Origin of the sequence: Polaribacter sp. (assembly GCF_051251875.1) — a bacterium.
GTDB lineage: Bacteria > Bacteroidota > Bacteroidia > Flavobacteriales > Flavobacteriaceae > Polaribacter.
Genome location: NZ_JBPOGL010000005.1, coordinates 114,687 through 134,591 on the forward strand (window position 1 = coordinate 114,687; position 19,905 = coordinate 134,591).

General features: G+C 30.6%; 16 protein-coding genes. All 16 read left to right on the forward strand.

The genetic code is table 11. The features are described 5' to 3' along the window. Positions 1-2 precede the first annotated feature (2 nt). The 16 genes from ACSHW5_RS04135 to ACSHW5_RS04210 all read left to right on the forward strand — a co-directional run bounded on the left by ACSHW5_RS04135 (position 3) and on the right by ACSHW5_RS04210 (position 19,837). Complete coding sequence (locus ACSHW5_RS04135) at positions 3-593, forward strand: DUF3347 domain-containing protein (RefSeq protein WP_435674842.1); 591 nt, start codon at positions 3-5, stop codon at positions 591-593. After that, the gene (locus tag ACSHW5_RS04140; RefSeq protein ID WP_435674843.1) at positions 594-1,046 is read left to right on the forward strand and encodes a heme-binding domain-containing protein; all 453 of its coding nucleotides are present in this window, start codon (positions 594-596) and stop codon (positions 1,044-1,046) included. Between the two features lie 10 nt (positions 1,047-1,056). After that, positions 1,057-3,534 carry a heavy metal translocating P-type ATPase gene (locus ACSHW5_RS04145; RefSeq protein ID WP_435674844.1) on the forward strand — a complete coding sequence of 826 codons (2,478 nt, stop codon included), beginning with the start codon at positions 1,057-1,059 and terminating at the stop codon, positions 3,532-3,534. A 37-nt stretch (positions 3,535-3,571) separates the two neighbouring features. After that, entirely contained in the window at positions 3,572-5,341 is a 1,770-nt protein-coding gene (locus tag ACSHW5_RS04150; protein ID WP_435674845.1) for an efflux RND transporter periplasmic adaptor subunit, read from the forward strand. Positions 5,342-5,378: 37 nt separating this feature from the next. After that, positions 5,379-5,807: a heavy-metal-associated domain-containing protein gene (locus tag ACSHW5_RS04155; protein WP_435674846.1), complete on the forward strand. Its 429-nt coding sequence runs from the start codon at positions 5,379-5,381 to the stop codon at positions 5,805-5,807. A gap of 106 nt (positions 5,808-5,913) precedes the next feature. Continuing rightward, positions 5,914-6,225 (forward strand): DUF6660 family protein, encoded by a 312-nt coding sequence (locus ACSHW5_RS04160; RefSeq protein ID WP_435674847.1) that lies wholly within the window; start codon positions 5,914-5,916, stop codon positions 6,223-6,225. A gap of 122 nt (positions 6,226-6,347) precedes the next feature. Further along, positions 6,348-10,682 carry a CusA/CzcA family heavy metal efflux RND transporter gene (locus ACSHW5_RS04165; RefSeq protein WP_435674848.1) on the forward strand — a complete coding sequence of 1,445 codons (4,335 nt, stop codon included), beginning with the start codon at positions 6,348-6,350 and terminating at the stop codon, positions 10,680-10,682. Positions 10,683-10,686: 4 nt separating this feature from the next. Continuing rightward, positions 10,687-11,892: an efflux RND transporter periplasmic adaptor subunit gene (locus ACSHW5_RS04170; RefSeq protein ID WP_435674849.1), complete on the forward strand. Its 1,206-nt coding sequence runs from the start codon at positions 10,687-10,689 to the stop codon at positions 11,890-11,892. A 2-nt stretch (positions 11,893-11,894) separates the two neighbouring features. Next, positions 11,895-12,308 carry a Fur family transcriptional regulator gene (locus ACSHW5_RS04175; protein ID WP_215995889.1) on the forward strand — a complete coding sequence of 138 codons (414 nt, stop codon included), beginning with the start codon at positions 11,895-11,897 and terminating at the stop codon, positions 12,306-12,308. 66 nt (positions 12,309-12,374) lie between these two features. Then, positions 12,375-12,959, forward strand: coding sequence for a methyltransferase family protein (locus ACSHW5_RS04180; protein ID WP_435674850.1), 585 nt, complete (start codon positions 12,375-12,377; stop codon positions 12,957-12,959). Positions 12,960-12,991: 32 nt separating this feature from the next. Next, positions 12,992-14,953: a heavy metal translocating P-type ATPase gene (locus ACSHW5_RS04185; RefSeq protein WP_435674851.1), complete on the forward strand. Its 1,962-nt coding sequence runs from the start codon at positions 12,992-12,994 to the stop codon at positions 14,951-14,953. Positions 14,954-15,067: 114 nt separating this feature from the next. Beyond that, positions 15,068-15,913 (forward strand): RteC domain-containing protein, encoded by an 846-nt coding sequence (locus ACSHW5_RS04190; RefSeq protein ID WP_435674852.1) that lies wholly within the window; start codon positions 15,068-15,070, stop codon positions 15,911-15,913. Positions 15,914-16,226: 313 nt separating this feature from the next. Continuing rightward, complete coding sequence (locus ACSHW5_RS04195) at positions 16,227-16,505, forward strand: helix-turn-helix domain-containing protein (protein WP_077811306.1); 279 nt, start codon at positions 16,227-16,229, stop codon at positions 16,503-16,505. Positions 16,506-16,583: 78 nt separating this feature from the next. Next, on the forward strand, positions 16,584-17,270 hold the full coding sequence (locus ACSHW5_RS04200) for a hypothetical protein (RefSeq protein ID WP_435674853.1): 687 nt from the start codon (positions 16,584-16,586) through the stop codon (positions 17,268-17,270). Positions 17,271-17,706: 436 nt separating this feature from the next. Then, positions 17,707-18,369 carry an ATPase gene (locus ACSHW5_RS04205; protein WP_435674854.1) on the forward strand — a complete coding sequence of 221 codons (663 nt, stop codon included), beginning with the start codon at positions 17,707-17,709 and terminating at the stop codon, positions 18,367-18,369. A gap of 88 nt (positions 18,370-18,457) precedes the next feature. Continuing rightward, positions 18,458-19,837, forward strand: a complete 1,380-nt coding sequence (locus tag ACSHW5_RS04210; protein WP_435674855.1) for an ATP-binding protein — start codon at positions 18,458-18,460, stop codon at positions 19,835-19,837. Positions 19,838-19,905 lie beyond the last annotated feature (68 nt).

Here is a 19,905-nt window from a genome sequence, read left to right on the forward strand (position 1 = left end):
AAATGAAAAACTTAAAAATAAATACAAGGATTTTATCAACAGTACTAATTGCATTAGTAATGAGTGTAACTAATGTTATTAATGCACAGCACGACCATAGCAAGATGCATCATAATAAATCATCCAAAAAAGATGTAAGAGCAATTGAAGTAAATAATCAAAAGAATACCGCAACAACATTAATTATAGGAGCTTATATTGAAATTAAAAATGGTTTAGCAACTGATAATAATAAGAACGCTGCAAAAGGAGGAACTGCTTTAGTAAAAGCATTTTCAGTTTTTGAAATGACAAAATTATCAGCTGAAACTCACAAAGAATATATGGAAATTATGGAAAGTGCTAAAGAACACGCAGAGCATATTATAAAAAGTGATCTAAAGCATCAAAGAGAACATTTTCTTGCTTTAAGCACAGATATTATTGATTTGGTAGCATTGCTAGGTACAGAAAAAACACTTTACAAAGACTTTTGTCCAATGGCTAATAACAACAAAGGTGGTTTTTGGTTGAGTGAAATTAAGGACATCAAGAATCCATATTATGGTGCAAGAATGTTAAAATGTGGTAGTGTAAAAAAGCAAATAAATTAAATGAAAACTGTTAAAATCATAGCATTGCTTTTTTTGGTTGCTTCAGTGGGAATACAATTTATTCCCACAAAGCTCAATCAAAGTGAATATATTCTAAAAACTGATTTTTTGTTGGTAAACAAAACGCCCAAAAGTATTAGTAGAATATTAAAAAAGTCCTGCTATGACTGTCACAGTAATAACACTAATTATCCTTGGTACAATAAAGTTCAACCTGCAGCTTGGTTTGTGGAAAGCCACATACAAGAAGGGAAAAAAGAATTAGATTTTAGTAAATGGGCTGAATATTCAAATAGAAGAAAGAAAAGTAAATTAAAATCAATTATGAGTCAAATAAGAGATAACAAAATGCCTTTGTCCTCTTACACTTTTATTCATAGTGATGCAAAATTAACTAAGAAAGAGAAAAAGAATATTACTGATTTTATGAATAAAATACTTGATAGTCTTTAAAAAATAAAAGATGAAACACACATATAATATACAAGGAATGACTTGCAATGGTTGTAAAACCAATGTAGAAAATGCTTTAAGTAATCTAAAGGAGGTTACAAAAGTTGAAGCATTTTTAAAAGAAAAAACAGTAGCTATAGAAATGTCTTCACATATTTCTATAGAAAAATTACAAGAAACTTTATTGAATGCTGGGTTACATTATACAATTGAAATGCCTGGTCATAAAAAGCATAAAGAAGTAAAAGTTATAGAAGAAGGTAATGGTGTTTTTTATTGTCCAATGCATTGTGAAGATGATAAAACGTATAGTTCTCAAGTTGGTTGTCCTGTTTGTGGAATGGATTTAGTAGAACAACCTAAACTACAAGTAACAACTGAATATACGTGTCCGATGCATCCTGAAATTATAAAGGATGAACCAGGAAGTTGTCCTATTTGCGGAATGGATTTAGTCGCAATAGAACCTTCAGAAAACGAAGAAGATAAAACGTATCAAAAATTGCTTACAAAAATGAAAATTTCTGTACTATTTACAGTCCCTATTTTCATAATTGCAATGGCAGATTTAATTCCAGGAAACCCATCAACAAAAATGTTTTCTCAATTTACTTGGAATTGGATTCAGTTAATTTTATCCCTTCCAGTGGTATTTTATACTTGTTGGATGTTTTTCGAAAGGGCCTATAAAAGTATAAAAACTTGGAATCTAAATATGTTTACGCTAATTGGTATAGGCACAGGAGTTGCTTGGTTATTTAGTTTAGTCGCTATGTTTTTTCCTGATGTTTTTCCAGAACAATTTAAAACGGAAAGTGGTACAGTATTCGTCTATTTTGAAGCGACAACAGTAATTCTTACATTAGTTTTATTAGGACAATTATTAGAAGCCAAAGCACATAGTCAAACAAGTGGTGCAATTAAAGAATTATTAAAATTAGCACCAACAGAAGCAACTTTAGTTACAGAATCAGGTGACGAAATTATTTCAATTCATAGTATTAAAAAAGGAGATTTACTTCGTGTTAAACCAGGTGATAAAATTCCTGTAGATGGTAAAATAACTGAGGGTCATAGTAGTATAGATGAATCTATGATAACTGGAGAACCTATTCCTGTGGATAAAAAAATAGATGACGCTGTAAGTTCTGGTACAATTAACGGTACAAAATCTTTTGTGATGATTGCAGAAAAAGTAGGTTCAGAAACTTTACTATCTCAAATTATTCATATGGTAAACAATGCAAGTCGTTCAAGAGCTCCTATCCAAAAATTAGCAGATAAAATATCTAAATATTTTGTGCCAGTAGTTATTCTTGTTGCCTCTATTACTTTTATCATTTGGCGTTATTTTGGACCAGAACCAGCAATGGTTTTTGCTTTTGTAAATTCTATTGCAGTATTAATTATTGCGTGTCCTTGTGCTTTAGGTTTGGCAACACCAATGTCAGTAATGGTTGGTGTTGGTAAAGGTGCACAAAATGGTGTCTTAATCAAAAATGCTGAAGCTTTAGAAAACTTAAATAAAGTAGATGTGCTAATTACTGATAAAACAGGAACAATAACTGAAGGGAAACCATCAGTAGAAAAAGTAGTAAATACTGCTGGAGAATTTGATGAAAACATACTACAAAGTATTGCTTCCTTAAACCAATACAGTGAGCATCCTTTGGCTGAAGCTATTATGAATTTTGCAAAAGCAAAAAGTATAAAACTACTAGAATCAAAAGATTTTGAAGCTGTAATGGGTAAAGGTGTTATTGGTACAGTTAGAAACAAAAAAATTGCTCTTGGTAATAAAAAATTAATGGAGCTTGTAAAAGCAAAAATCACTTCTGAATTTGATGCTAAAATTATTACAGAACAAGAACAAGGTAAAACAGTTTCTTACATAGCTATTAATCAAATTGTAGTAGGTTATGTTACCATAACAGATGCAATTAAAGGTACTAGTAAACAAGCAATAAGCGAATTACAAAAACAAGGTATAGAAGTAATTATGTTAACTGGCGATAATAAGCGTACTGCAAAATATGTTGCAGACCAATTAAACCTGGCTAGTTTTCAAGCAGAATGTTTACCCGAAGATAAATTAAATGTCATTAAAGAATTACAATCTCAAGGAAAAATAGTTGCAATGGCTGGTGATGGTATTAATGACGCTCCTGCTTTGGCACAAGCTAATATTGGTATTGCTATGGGTACAGGTACAGATGTAGCTATAGAAAGTAGTGAAGTAACCTTAGTAAAAGGTGATTTACTAGGTATTGTAAAGGCAATAAACCTCGGAAAAGGTGTAATGAAAAACATCAAACAAAATCTGTTTTTTGCTTTCATTTACAACATTCTGGGTGTTCCAGTAGCAGCAGGTTTTTTATTTCCATTTTTCGGAATTTTATTATCTCCAATGATTGCTGCTGCAGCGATGAGTTTTAGCTCAGTTTCTGTAATTGTAAACTCATTAAGATTAAGAAATATTAAATTATAAAAAAGAATTATAAACAACAGAATCAATCAATTTAGAAATGAAAAAATACGCAATTTATATCGGAATATTAGCTATTGGTCTAGTATTAGGATGGATACTATTTGGTAATTCATCAACTCAAGAATCTGAGCATAATCATAATGAAACTGTAGACTCAAATCAAAAATGGACGTGCTCAATGCATCCTCAAATTATGAAATCAGAACCAGGAGATTGCCCCATTTGTGGTATGGATTTAATCCCTGCAGAAACAAGTGCTGATGGTTTACTAGCAGATCAATTTAAGTTATCAGAAAATGCAATGGCGCTTGCAAACATTCAAACTTCAATTGTTGGTAATAGCAATCAGAAAGAAAATTTTATAAAATTATCAGGTAAAATTGTAGAAAATGAAGAATCAAATGCGGTACAAGTAAGCTATTTTTCAGGAAGAATTGAGAAATTAAACGTAAGCTTTACTGGAGAAAAGATTAATAAAGGGCAACTTTTAGCCACTATCTATTCTCCAGAATTATATGCCGCTCAACAAGAATTGATTACAGCTGGTAGTTTAAAAGAAACACAACCTACATTATATAAAGCAGTAAAGAACAAATTAAAACTTTGGAAACTAAATGAAAAACAAATAAATCAAATTGAAGCTTCAGGTAAAGTAATAGAAAATTTCCCTGTTTATGCTACAGTTTCTGGTACAGTTTCAGAAAAGTTGGTAGAACAAGGTGATTATATTAAACAAGGGCAACCGCTATTAAAAATCGCAAAACTAAATACAGTTTGGGGTAATTTTGATGTGTATGAAAATCAAATAGACAACTTCAAAAAAGGGCAAGAAGTTTTAGTAACAACAAACGCTTATGCAAATGAAGAGTTTAAGGGTAAAGTAGACTTTATAGACCCTGTCTTAAACACCAAAACTAGAACAGTAACATTAAGAGTGGTTTTAAATAATAAGAATAAAAAGTTTAAACCAGGAATGTTTGTTGAAGGTAAAATTAAAAATAGAACTGGTAACAAAAATAATGCTGTCAGCATTCCTGCCACTGCAGTTTTATGGACAGGAAAACGATCTGTTGTTTACATAAAGCCTGATACAACAAAACCTGTTTTCGAAATGCGTGAAATTGTTTTAGGTAAAAAGTTAGGTGATAATTATGAAGTTTTAGAAGGTTTACAAAATGCTGATGAAATTGTAACCAATGGAGTGTTTACAATAGACGCTGCTGCGCAATTACAAGGTAAAAAATCGATGATGAATAAAGTCGGTGGAAAAGTAATGACGGGACACGAAGGTCATTTAGGTATGGAAACTACGAAAACAAATAAAAAAGACCATTCTAAAATGAATGAGCGCATACAAGTTTCAACCATTTTTCAAAATCAATTAGAAGAAGTTTATGATACTTATATAAAATTAAAAGATGAATTGGTTAAAGATAATGCTAATAATGCAATCATAGCATCAAAAGAAATACTAGAAAACCTATCTAAAGTTGATATGAAACAATTAACAGATAAGACTGCTCATAATCATTGGATGTCAATAGAAAAAGAAATAAAATCGTCTGCTAATTCAATTTCAAATAGTTCAGACATCAAAGTACAAAGAAACCATTTTAAACACCTTTCATCACATTTAATCAATGCTGTAAAATTGTTTGGAATCAATAAAAAAATCTTCGTCCAATTTTGCCCAATGGCAGATAACAATAAAGGAGCATATTGGTTAAGTACAGAAAAAAAAGTTATCAACCCTTATTATGGTGAAGCAATGATAACCTGTGGTGATATAAAACAAGTAATAGAGTAATTTAAATAAATAGTAAGAATAATTAAATTTAAAAACAATGAAAAAAGTAATTTTAAGTATGGTCGTTATTATAGCAATAGTTTTCACTAGCTGTAAAAACGAAAGTAAAAAGGATTCAAACTCAAAAAATACAGAAACTTCTATTAAAATGGCAATGAAAGACATTTCTTTTGGTGTAAGAGGTAATTGCGGTATGTGTAAAAACACAATTGAAAAAGCTGCAAATAATGTTGATGGTGTAGCAACTGCAAATTGGGATGTTAAGAAAAAGAAAATAAATGTTTCTTTTGACGACGCTAAAACAAACCCAATGGAAATTCACAAAGCAATTGCAGCTTCTGGTTATGATACTGAAAAAGTGGAAGGTGATTTAGATGCTTATGATGGTTTACCTGGTTGTTGTAAATACGACCACGAAATGATGATGAATCGATCTGATGAGACTCATTCTAATCACAATCATTAAAAATAAATATTGGAGAGTCTTTATTTAGAAAGGCTCTCCAATTATAAAACTGTAACCTTTCTTATTTGCACAACCATTGCACTAATTAATTTATATCTTTGCTACAATGAAATATTTAGCCTTCATATTATCAATTTATATTTTCGCACTTAATTTAGCTCCTTGCGAAGATTATTCTGCGCTTGATAATGAGGTTAAAACAGAAATTTCACAAGCAGTAGACCACGAACATCAGCATCAAAATTTAGATTTATGTTCTCCTTTTTGTATTTGTCAATGCTGCCATATAAGCACAATCAACTTCAAATTTGTAGATATAAGTTTTAATACATCCTATATTTCTACACAAGACTTTTTCTACCAAAATGGTATAGTACAAGATTTTACAACTTCAATTTTACAGCCACCAAGGGCATAATTCAGTTTTTTTTAAAGGATACTTATATCCAATTTAGAACCTAAAGGTTCTTTTCATCTCGTGTAACTCTAATTTTTATTACGAATTATATCGATAAGTTTAACTGAATTAACACATTTTCTATGATTAATAAAATCATTGATTTTTCAATCAATAACAAATTTATGATTGGTTTGCTAACGCTTACCATTATTGGAGCTGGTATTTGGAGTATGACTCAAGTACCAATAGATGCCGTTCCAGACATTACCAATAACCAAGTTCAAGTCATTACACAAGCGCCTAATTTAGGAACAGAGGATATTGAGCAAATTATAACCTACCCAGTAGAGGTAGCTATGAGTAATTTACCTAATGTTCAGGAAATTCGTTCAATATCTCGTTTTGGTTTATCTGTGGTTACCATAGTTTTTGACGATGAAATGGGTACTTATCTACCACGTCAATTAGTCGCTGAAAAACTAAACGACATTAAAGGACAAATTCCTGCAGGTTTTGGCAAACCTACAATGGGGCCTATTTCATCGGGTTTAGGAGAAATCTATCAATATACACTTAAAGTAAAACCAGGATATAAAGACAAATATTCTGTAACTGATTTACGTACTATGCAAGATTGGATAGTACAACGTCAAATGGCAATGGTAGAAGGTGTTGTTGAAGTCAATGCTATTGGTGGAAAAATCAAGCAGTATGAAGTAGCGGTAGATCCAAGCGTATTAAGGTCAATAGGATTAACAATAACGGATGTATTTAATGCTCTTGAAGTAAATAATCAAAATACAGGGGGGGCATATATCGAAAAAAATCATCAAGCTAATTTTATACGTGGAGAAGGATTAGTACGTAGTTTAGATGATATAAAAAAAACTGTAGTAAAAAACACCAACAACATTCCAATTACTATAGGTGATATTGCTACAGTACAATTTGGTGCTGCTATTCGATATGGTGCTTTAACTCAAGATGGTGAAGGCGAAGTTGTAGGTGGTTTAGTAATGATGCTGAAAGGAGCAAATTCAAATGATGTTATTGCAAATGTCAAAGAAAGAATGGCTCAAATTGAAAAGTCTTTACCAGAGGGTATTGTTATAGAGGCTTTATTAGATAGAAGTAAATTAATCGCAGAAACCACATCCACAGTAGCAACTAATCTTATTGAGGGTGCGTTAATTGTCATTTTCGTCCTTATTTTTCTATTAGGCAACTGGCGAGGTGGTTTAATCGTTGCATCAACCATTCCACTATCATTATTATTTGCATTTATCCTTATGAATGTATTTGATGTTTGGGCGAACCTAATGAGTTTAGGTGCCATAGATTTTGGAATAATTGTCGATGGAGCTGTAATTATTGTTGAAAGTACGGTTTTCCTTATAGCCTCTCAAATATTAAAAAAGAAAAAATTAACAGCAAAAGAACGTGATAATGTAGCATCAGATGCTTCCAAAAAAATGATGAATGCTGCATTTTTCGGACAGTTAATTATCTTAATTGTGTTTCTACCAATCTTAGCATTACAAGGTATAGAAGGTAAGATGTTCAAGCCAATGGCATTAACTTTTATTTTTGCAATGATTGGTGCAATGGTACTTTGTTTGACATATGTTCCAATGATGTCATCATTAATTTTAAGAGCACCAAAGTCAGCAAAAAAATCTTATGGTGATAAATTTGTGCATTGGGTAGAACAAAAATATCAACCACTTTTAGAAAAAGCCTTAAAAAAGGGAAAAGTAATAATTGGTGTTTCTGTTGTTTTATTCGGTGTTGCAGTTTTTATGTTTACAAAAATGGGTGGCGAATTTATACCACAGCTTGATGAAGGCGATATTGCTTTTCACGCAATTTTAAAACCTGGTAGTTCTCTAACAGAAACTATTGAAACGACTACTAAAATTGAAAGAATTGTAAAATCAACATTCCCCGAAGTTGAAAAAATAGTAAGTCGTATTGGTGTTGCCGAAATACCAACAGACCCAATGCCAATGGATATTGCAGATGTTTTTGTGATTTTAAAACCAAAAAACGAATGGACTTCCGTAACTTCTAAAGATGAACTCATTGAAAAAATGAAAGAAGCAGTAGAAACAGTCCCTGGTGTAAATTATGAATTCACCCAACCTATCGAAATGCGATTCAATGAATTACTAGAAGGTGTTAGAGAAGATATTGCTATAAAAATTTATGGTGAAGATATAAATGTACTATCTCAAAAAGCAGCCGAAATCACAAAAATCATTGCTGGAACTACTGGTATAGGTGATATGAAAGCGGAAGCTACCACAGGTTTACCTCAAATGACAATTACATATAACCGTAACAAATTAGCGCAATATGGTTTACAAATAAATTCTTTAAATCAAGTTATTCAATCTGCTTTTGCTGGTGGTATCGCAGGAACCATTTTTGAAGGTGAAAAACGATTCGATTTAGTTGTTCGTTTAACAGCTAAAAACCGTAAAGATATTACAGATATTCAAAACTTGTTTATTAATTTACCTTCTGGATCACAAATTCCACTCCGTGAAATTGCAGATATAAGTTATAAATCGGGTCCAATGCAAATAAGCAGGGATAATACAAATAGAAGAACCTATGTAGGTATTAATGTCAGAGGACGTGATGTAAAATCTTTGGTAGCAGAAATAAAATCAAAATTAGATGCTAAACTTGTGTTACCATCAGGTTATTTCATTCGTTACGGTGGTGCTTTTGAAAATTTAGAGCGTGCTAGTAATAGATTAAAAACTGTTGTTCCACTAGCATTATTACTCATATTTGTGCTTATTTACTTCGCTTTAAAATCGCTACCACAAACATTAATGATTTATATCGCAATTCCTATGGCAACTATTGGTGGTGTCGTAGCATTGTGGTTACGTGATATGCCTTTTAGTATTTCGGCAGGTGTAGGCTTTATTGTTTTGTTTGGTGTTGCGGTTTTAAATGGATTAGTAATGATTAGTGGACTCAACGAATTAAAAGAGGAAGGCATAACCAATTTAAAAGAAAGAATTGTAGAAGGTACAAAACGGAGAATTAGACCTATTATGCTAACTGCTTTTACAGATGTTTTAGGCTTTTTACCTATGGCTATTTCAGCATCTGCTGGTGCAGAAGTACAACGACCTTTAGCAACCGTAGTAATTGGAGGTTTACTAACTTCTACATTATTAACATTGTTTGTTTTACCTATTTTATATCATTGGGTAGAAAACAAATCATTCAAATTGAGAGCTAACAAAAAAATTATTGCAGCAACATCTATGGTAGTTTTTCTGTTTTTGTTACCGATAAAAGGAATTGCACAAGAAGTTAATAATACGTTGCCAATTATTTCTTTGACTGAAGCTGTTAAATTGTCAAAAGAAAACTTTCCGCTGTTAAAACAAAAACAATTAGAAATTAGTAAGCAAGAGCAATTAAAAAGCACAGCCTATGATTTTGGTACAACTCAAATTTTTACAGGTGGTGAAGAAGTAAATAATGGTAATGGTATTTATACGACTATCGGTATTGGTCAAAGCAACATTGATGTGTTTGGTATTTCTGCAAAAAAACATTTGCAAAAACAACGCATTCAATTAGCTCAAAAAGCATTTATACTTTCAGAATTAGATTTAGAATTCGAAGTGAAAAAAGCCTGGGCAAATGCTCTACAAAATAAAAGGAATTATCATTTATACAAAGAGTTAGATTCTATTTTTTTAACTTTTGAAAAAGCAGTAGCATTAAATTATGAAGTTGAAGCTATTTCAAAATTAGAATATTCTGCAGCTAAAACTCAAGTACTAAAGATTAAAAACAAGTTGATGCAATCAAAAAGAGAATATAGTATTGCATTACAACAACTAAATTTATGGCTAGTTACTGATACATTCTATACAGTTCCTAATGATTTTGAAATATCTTCTGAAATTGATGTTGATGCTTTTAACCCAGAAGAACATCCTTTGTATGGGATAGCACAATCACAATTAGCAGAAGCAGAAGCAAATTATAAGGCAGCAAGAGCAGATAATTTACCCAAACTAAATCTACAAGGTGGTTTACAAAAAGTAAATGGTAATTCAGGTTTTTACACATATCAAGCAGGTATTTCAATTCCTTTTTTATCCGGTACAAGTAAAGCAAAAGTTAAAACTGCAAGAATAGATAAGGAAATTGCAGACACCAATATTCAGTTTAAAAAACAAGAAGTACATTCGAAGTTTAAACAGTCAAAAGATAATTATCAAAAATGGAAAAAAGCTTGGTTTTTCTATAAAATAGAGGTGTTACCTCTTGTAAAAGAACAAAAAGTAGGAGCTTTATTTGCCTATAAAGAAGGAGAGATAGATTACACGGGGTTTACACAACTCATAAAAGAAGCTATTCAATCTGAAATAGAAGCACAACAAGCATTAATAAATTATTTAGAAAGCACATTCCAATTACAATATTTTAAACAATAAGAAAATGAAAAATACACGATATATAATCTTAACATTACTAACTGTTTCATTTTTACTTACTGCTTGTGGAAATAAGGAGAATCAAAAGAATGAAGATGCACATTTGCAAAGCGATAATATAAAGTTAGAAACCAAAGAAGCTCATAGTGATGAGGAAGAAGTTCTGCTTTCACAAAAGCAATTTGAAACTTTAAAAATGAAAATTGATACAATAGCATTACGTAATTTGGTTGGGTATGTAGAAGCTAATGGTGCATTAGAAGTACCTCCACAAAACGAAGCTACAATAACTTCAGTCGTAGGTGCAAATGTAGTATCTATAAATGTTATTGAAGGCGACAAAGTAAACAAAGGTCAAGTGGTTGCCTATTTATCACATCCTAATATCATAAAAATGCAGACTGATTATTTGAATGCGGTAAGTAACAGTAATTTTTTAAAGAAGAACTATCAACGTCAACAAAAATTATATAATGCAGGAGTTGGTTCCGGTGCAAACTTTCAAAAAGCAGAAGCTGAATATGATGCCTCAAAAGCGATGGCAAACGGTTTAGAAGCACAATTAAAACTATTAAACATAAACACCTCATTAGTTAAAAATGGTACAATTGCTCAAAGTATCTCATTACGAAGCCCAATAGAAGGTTTTGTGCAAAAAGTTGAAGTTAAAACGGGGCAATATGTAGAACCACAAACAGAGATTTTTGAAATTGTAAACACACATCACGTTCACGCAGATTTAATGGTGTTCGAAAAAGACGTTTATAAAGTTAAGAAAGGTCAAAAAGTAATTTTCAATTTACAATCTAATACAGACGAAGATCTTACTGCAGAAATTTACTCGGTAAGTAAAACCTTTGAAGATAATCCGAAAGCACTTCACGTTCACGCTGAAATTGAAAACAAAAAAGGAAATTTAATTCCTGGTATGTATATAAAAGGTAAAATTCAAGTCAACAATAAAGTAACAAAGGCATTACCAGAAAGTGCAATCATAAAAGATGGTGATAGATTCTTTGTTTTTTCTGTAAAAAAAGAAAACAATGATTGGAGTTTTTCACCTATTGAGGTTATTTTAGGTACAAAAGACAATAATTGGATTGAAGTTAAATTTATTAATCAAACAGAAAAAAATATTAAAATCGCCTATAATAATGCATATTATTTAATGGCTGAAATGAAAAAAGGAGAAACAGAACACGAACATTAATTATGAAAACAATTGAACAACTTTTAGAATCAAAAAATATTCGTGTTACTGCGATGCGTTTACTTATTTATAAGTTTCTTGCAAAAAAAGAAGTGGCTGTAACATTAAGCGATATAGAAAATGCTTTTGAAAAAGCAGATAGAACCACATTGTACAGGACAGTAAAAACATTTGAAGAAAAAGCAATAGTACATCAAATAGATGATGGCACAGGTATTACAAAATATGCATTATGTGAAAAAGGATGTAATTGCGAAATTGAAACAGATTTGCATTTACATTTTCACTGTAATAACTGTAATGAAACAATTTGCTTAACAGACCATAAAATACCACAAATAAAAGTACCTGATGGTTTTGTCTCCGAGAATGTAAACTTAGTTGTAAAAGGAATTTGCGATAAATGTAGCGTGTAATAAATGCACTTCCATTGCATTGGTTTTTATAGCAATTTTGTATCAATAAAATTAATCTAAAAATCAATGCTTTTATTCATTTTCTTTATAGTTTATTTTCTCTTTGTATTTGTCATAAGGTCAGTCTTATTAAAAATAAAGACAGGTGTAAATCCATTAACATTTAATAAAACAGATGATGCACACGGTTATAATGGTAAAGTATTCACTGTAATTTCTTTTTTAGAACTCGTTATTGTTGGTATTTACGCCTTTAAAATTGAATGGTCTAAATATTTACTTCCCTTTTGGTATTTAGAAAATGAAATATTATTCAAAATTGGATGGGGATTTTTAATTATTTCTTTAATCGTAGTTTGGTTTGCTCAATCTCAAATGGCTAATTCTTGGAGAATTGGAATTGATAAAAAGAATAAAACAAAACTTGTAACTAAAGGATTATTTTCAATATCAAGAAATCCAATTTTTCTTGGAATTATGTTAGCAAATATTGGATTGTTTTTGATTATTCCAAATGCATTTACATTATTAATAATCTCACTATCTACAATAAGCATCAATACACAAATAAGATTAGAGGAAGATTTTTTAAAACTAGAGTTTGGTAATGATTATTTAAAATATTCAAAAAAAGTGAGAAGATGGATTTGATCATTTTGCTTTTAGAAAAATTACACTAAAAAATGAAAAAAAAGAAAGTTAATTTAAGTGATTTAAAACCAGGTTCAGAAAAGCAACACAATCACAAAGATCATCATAATCACGAACACTCAAATAGTAGTTCTTTAAAAACCTACATACCTGCAATAGCAAGTTTTATAATGCTTATCATTGGTATAGGTTTAGACTATTTTGATGTTGCTTTTTTTAAAGACTGGATTCGAATAATTTGGTACAGTGTAGCTTATTTTCCTGTAGGACTTCCGGTTGTAAAAGAGGGTTGGAATAGTATTAAAAAAGGAGATGTATTCACAGAGTTTTTTTTAATGTCCATTGCTACAATTGGTGCATTTATAATTGGGGAATATCCTGAAGGTGTTGCTGTAATGTTATTCTATGCTATTGGTGAACTATTCCAAAGTGCTGCAGTAAGTAGAGCAAAAGGCAATATAAAAGCGCTACTTGATGTTCGTCCAAATGAAGCTTTGGTATATCGAAATAATGATTATAAATCGGTAAATCCTGAAACTGTAGAAATTGGAGAAAAAGTAAAAGTTCGTGTTGGTGAGAAAATTCCTTTAGATGGTATTTTATTATCCGAAAAAGGTTCTTTTAATACTGCTGCATTAACTGGGGAAAGCAAACCTGATACGATTACAAAAGGAGAAAAGGTATTTGCAGGTAGCATTAATTTGGTTGGTGTTATCGAAATTAAAACTACCAAAGAATTTAAAGACAGTTCTATTGCCAGAATTCTTGATATGGTTCAAAATGCAACAGCTCGTAAGTCTAAAACCGAATTGTTTATTAGAAAATTTGCGAGAGTATATACACCAATTGTTGTGTTTTTAGCAATAGCTGTTACGTTTCTACCTTATTTTTTTGTAGATGATTATGTGTTTAGAGATTGGCTATATCGTGCATTAATATTTTTAGTTATATCCTGTCCTTGTGCTTTGGTAATTTCTATTCCTTTAGGATATTTTGGTGGTTTAGGTGCAGCTTCAAAAAATGGTATTTTATTTAAAGGTGCTTCTTTTTTAGAAGCAATGACCAAGATAAATATTTTGGTAATGGATAAAACTGGAACCGTAACAAAAGGAGTTTTTAAAATTAAAGATATTAAAGCTATTAACTGGGAGGAAAAGGAATTTATGAAATACTTAATGGCTATGGAGGAACAATCTACACATCCTATAGCAAAAGCTATTTTAGAGTATAAAGCAGATGGTAAAGATTTTCAAGCTTCAGAAGTATCCGAAATTGCAGGTAAAGGATTAAAAGGAAACGTAAATGGCAAACCTGTTTTAGTTGGTAATAAAACCTTAATGACAGCAAATAATATCGAAGTTTCCAAAGAAATTGACACTATTGTAGAATCTATAGTTTTAGTGGCTATTGATAACGCTTTTGCAGGCTATGTTGTTATTGCAGATGAATTGAAAGAAGATGCAAAAGAAACAATTACAGCGTTACATAAAGTAGGTATTAAAAAAATAATGATGCTTTCTGGGGATAAGGATTCTATTACTCAAAAAGTAGCATCTGAATTAAATATTGAAGAAGCCAAAGGCGGTTTATTACCTGAAGATAAATTAAATGAAGTAGAAAAGTTAAAACAAAATTCAGAAAATAAGATTGCTTTTATTGGTGATGGTATTAATGATGCACCTGTTTTAGCAGCAAGTGATGTTGGTATTGCTATGGGTGGTTTAGGTAGCGATGTTGCCATTGAAACAGCTGATGTTATTATTCAAACAGATCAGCCATCAAAAGTAGTAAAAGCGATTCAAATTGGTCGCTCAACAAGAAAGATTGTATGGCAAAATATTGGATTAGCATTTGGTGTAAAAGTGATTGTGCTAATTTTAGGAGCAGGTGGTTTGGCTACAATGTGGGAAGCTGTTTTTGCTGATGTGGGTGTTGCTTTGTTGGCTATTCTAAATGCTGTTAGATTACAGAAAATGAAATGGAGAGTGAATTAAAAATAACTAAATAAGATAAATATTAATGAAATATAAATATGTGAAATAAATAAAGTTATAACTAAAGTCATATTAATTAAGATATTGATATGGTTTTCTACAGATTAAAAAAAATTGAAAAAGATTGAAAAAATTGTTAAAGAATTAGACTATAATTTAGATTTTTTAGAGAAAGAAACAGAAGGCGTATTAGAAAAAGCAGAAGAAAGTATTAGAATAACAAAAAGAGCATTAAAACAAATAAAAATACTTTTTTTAAGGAAAAAATTAATTCCAAAAAATGAAGAAATACTTTTTTTTAAAAATATGAAGCCTTATGTTTTTAGTAAATTAATATATTATGTCAAATTATTCAGTATAGAAAGTAAAAGACCTAGAAGTAGTAATAAATCTCAAGTAAAATACTTCAACAATCACATAGATAGGCTTCAAAACTATTTTAATGATAACCTAGAATTTTATCATTATTTTAGAAGAGGTGCTATTTTTTTAGATGAAGAATATTTTATCAGAGGTAAAGCAGATATAAGGCTATTTCCAGATTCATTATCGTTTTTTACGGACGATAAATTTTCTACAAGTCACGATACAACAGTGGCTACTATTATGGCATACGATATGTTAATTATTTATCTAAAAAGAGAAATAGATAAACTTGAAAACAATAATAGTATGGAAACTAATATCAATGCGTTTAAAAAACAGTCAAAACTTTTTTGGACAGGCAATAAAACCGATTTAATAGAATTAATTTACGCGCTTCATAGTTCTGGTGCTGTAAATAGCGGAACAGCAGATATTAAAGAAATGGCATCAGCTTGCGAACAAATGTTTAACATTGACCTTGGTGATTATTACAGAACATTTTTAGAAATCCGTTCACGTAAAATGAATCAGACTAAATTCATAGATAAACTAAAAAATTCTCTAGAAAATAAGATGTTAGATTCAGATGAATAAACACCCAAGTTGGGTGTTTCTAAGTGCAAATTATTTTTCATATAATTTGCACTTTTTTGTTGCTCTTATAAATAATCACAATAACAATTAATACCAATACAATTTATTAAAAATGAGTATATAAAATCACCCAAGTTGGGTTTTACTTGTGTATAAACTTCAATAAATCATATCATATTTGCCAAACGAAAGTCAAATCGTAGGTTCACGAACACATATGTATACTAACAGAAAACTCGTGAACTAAATTAACCCAAAGAAGCTGTTTGAATGTGGGGGCATTCAACAGCTTCTTTACAAAAATTGTTAGAAAATGGCAGCAACTATTATTACTACAGAAGATTTACAAGAATTCAAACACGAATTATTAGAAAACATCAAAGCAATGATTAACCATCAATCAGGTTTTGCACCTAAAAAATGGTTAAAATCTCCAGAGGTCAGAGATTTATTAAGCATTTCTCCAGGAACATTACAAAACTTAAGAATTAATGGCACACTCCCCTACTCTAAAGTTGGTGGAGTTATCTATTACGACTATGAAGAAATTCAAAAAGTACTAGAAGAAAACCGAATCCATAACAAGTTTTAATTGTCACTTCGAGTGGTTTTAATGTCGTATTGCGCATAGTGGAATGCGACAGTAAAATTGTATCGAGAAGTTTAAGCTATGCAAAAAGTAAACTACATAAAACACCTAAAAGGTGTATTTCTTCAATTTTCAAAAGACAATCGTTTAAATCCAACACACATAAGTCTGTATGTAGCACTTTTTCAAATTTGGAACAATAATCGATTCTTAGAAGAATTCTATATCAATCGAGAAGAAGTAATGAGCTTTTCAAAAATAGGTTCTAAATCAACATATCACAAATGTATTAGAGAATTGAATCATTGGAAATATCTTATTTACTATCCATCACACAATCCGTTTAAGGGTAGTAAAATTAAGATGTTCAATTTTGAGACAAGTTCTGGACAAGCTCTGGTACACAGCAATACCAAAATCGTGACAAGCACTGGACAAGCACTGGTATCTATTAATAAACATATACAAACTAATAGAAACAATAAAAACATTAATAAACTTGACCAGCCCAAAAATGAAAAAATAGTAATTGATTTTTTTAAAAAAGAAAAATGGCCAATAATTGAAGCTCAAAAATTCTTCAACCATTACCAGGGTATTGGTTGGAAAGTAGGCGGAAAAACAAAAATTGTCAATTGGCAAGCAACAGCAAAAAATTGGATGATAAAAGCAGAAGAAATCAAAACAAAAGAAAACCATAAAACAGTTAGCCAAAATATGGACAACCTAAAGACTAGTAAAAACAAAAATTACAATGAACCTCTCTAAATGTCACCTTGAGCGCAGTCGAAAGGTCTTATTAAAACCACCTTGGTGTTTACTGTTCTGTTTTCGGAAGTTTAGATTCCCTTCCTCTCTGCAAATTGACGATAAAATAAAAAGAAATGAACAACCAGAAATCTAATAAAGCCAAATACAAAATGAATTCGCAATTTAAACCCGACATAAGATTTTCAAGCGAGTGTCAATTATTTGAAAATAGCGTAAAAAGAAAAGCTGTCTGACACTGACTAAAAGGAAGTGGAGTTCTTTTCTTTTGGCTGTTGAAAATCAAATTGACCGCTGAAAATCCAAGTCTTGAATTTTTGGTTCGTTTTGTTTCAATACAAAATGAACAATATGAAATTAAGAAAAAGCATTCGAATAAAAATACATTGTCATTCCGACAGAGTGAAGTATGAACGATGAGGAATCCATTAAAGAAATGAAAACAAAATCACCCCACATAATAATCGAAGGAAGTGTCCAATACCAATTAGGAGAACTAAAAGGAAATCAAATAATCTACGATTTTCCAAAAATGTTAATCTATTTAGAAGCAAAAGGCAAACTACTATTTGGTAAAAACTTTAAAATTTATCCAGAAGATGAAGCAATTCTCTATAAACTATGTATTTATTTTATTCGTGATATTGAAACTTGCAAAAAATTACAAATAGATCCCAATAAAGGAATTTTGTTATCGGGTCCAGTTGGATGTGGCAAAACTAGTTTAATGAAACTATTGCCTTTTATAATACCTCATCAAAATAAACATATAGTAGTACCTGCAAGAAATATTACGTTTAGTTTTAATAAAAGTGGTTTCAAAATTATTGAAGATTATGGAAATAATGGTTTCTATTGTTTTGATGATTTAGGTGTAGAAACCACAGGAAGGCATTTTGGTAAAGATTGCAATGTAATGGGAGAAATACTATTATCTCGCTACGATTTATTCTTAAAACGTAAGATTAGAACGCACACCACTACAAACTTAAATGCACAAGAATTAGAGAGCAGATATGGGATTCGAGTACGTTCAAGAATGCGCGAGTTCTTTAATTTAATAGCTTTTGATAAAGAAAGTTCAGATAAACGAAAATAAAGGCAACACCGACTCAACATCGATAAAAGTGTAATACAAAGACTAAAAACCAAACAATTTTAATAGATTTGTGAATAGCAATAATTTTATGTTAAGTATCAACGAAATAAAATCACTTATAAATTCAGGAGAAGGCTTTAACCTTGAATTTAAAGTAAGAATTCCAAATAAAATAAAAGAGGTTACAGAAGAAATTTGTGCTTTTGCAAATGCATCTGGTGGTACTCTTATTTTGGGTGTTGATGATGCTAATGATGTTCAAGGAGTTACGTTTAACAATGCAAAACGTTCCGCTTTGCAGAATTCAATAAATGAAATTACACCTACATTACATTGCAATATTTATACGACAACTATTGATGAAAAAGAAATTGTAATAATTGAAGTTCCTTCAGGTGTAAATAAACCTTATGTCCTTTCTGGAGCAATTTATGTTCGTCAAGGTCCTAATTCTCAAAAATTAACTACGGTAGAAGAAATGAGAGATTTCTTTCAGCAAGCTGATAAGATTTATTATGATGAGGCGCCTTGTAAAACAATAGATATAACTAAAGATATTCCTGATGCCAATATCGATCAATTTAGAGAATTAGCAGGTTTAGGTACTACAGTTTCAAACGAACAAGTATTCAATAATTTAAAATTAGTAACCAAAGAAGGCTTCCTTAAAAATGGTGCTACTTTATTCTTTGCAGAAAATCCAGAACAGTTTTTTGAAAAAGCAGTAATTAGATGTATTGTTTTTGATGGTATTGATAAAAGATATATTACTGATGATAAAATAATGTCAGGTACTTTATATCAGCAATTTCTTCAAACAATGACTTGGTTAAAAACAAAACTAAATGTGCGTTATGACATTGAAGGAAATGGTTCACAACCTCGAAAAGAAATTTGGGAAATTCCCGAAACAGTTTTTAAAGAAGCTATTATTAATGCTTTAGCACATAGAGATTATTATGATAAAGGAGCTCGTATATCTGTAGAAGTTTTTAATGATAGAATTGAAGTTTCTAATCCTGGAGGTTTAGTAAGTGGCATTCCTAAAAACGAATTTGGTAAAAGAAGTTTAAGTAGAAATCCTTTAATATTTGGTCTTTTTGAAAGAATAAGAATGGTAGAACAAGTAGGTTCTGGTATTAGTAGAATGAGAGATTTAATGTTAGAAAATAATTTAACTCCACCTGAATTTAATACTGAAGGAATATTTACAGTAACATTTAGAAGACCTTTCGATTTTAATAAGTGGGTAGATAAGTGGGTAGATAATCTAACAGACAATAGAGTTAATATTATCAAAGCGATTCATAAAAATAGTAAAGTTTCTAAAAGAGAATTAGAAGAAATAGTGGGCATAAGTGCTACTGCTATTGATAATAATTTAGAGTTTCTAAAAGAGGTACAACTTATTGAAAGAATGGGAAGCGCAAAAGGTGGACATTGGAGAATAAACTATATACTTCCGTAAGTGGGTAGAAAGGTGGGTGATAATTTCACCTAAATAGGAATTAATTTCATTTTCATTAAAGGAGATTA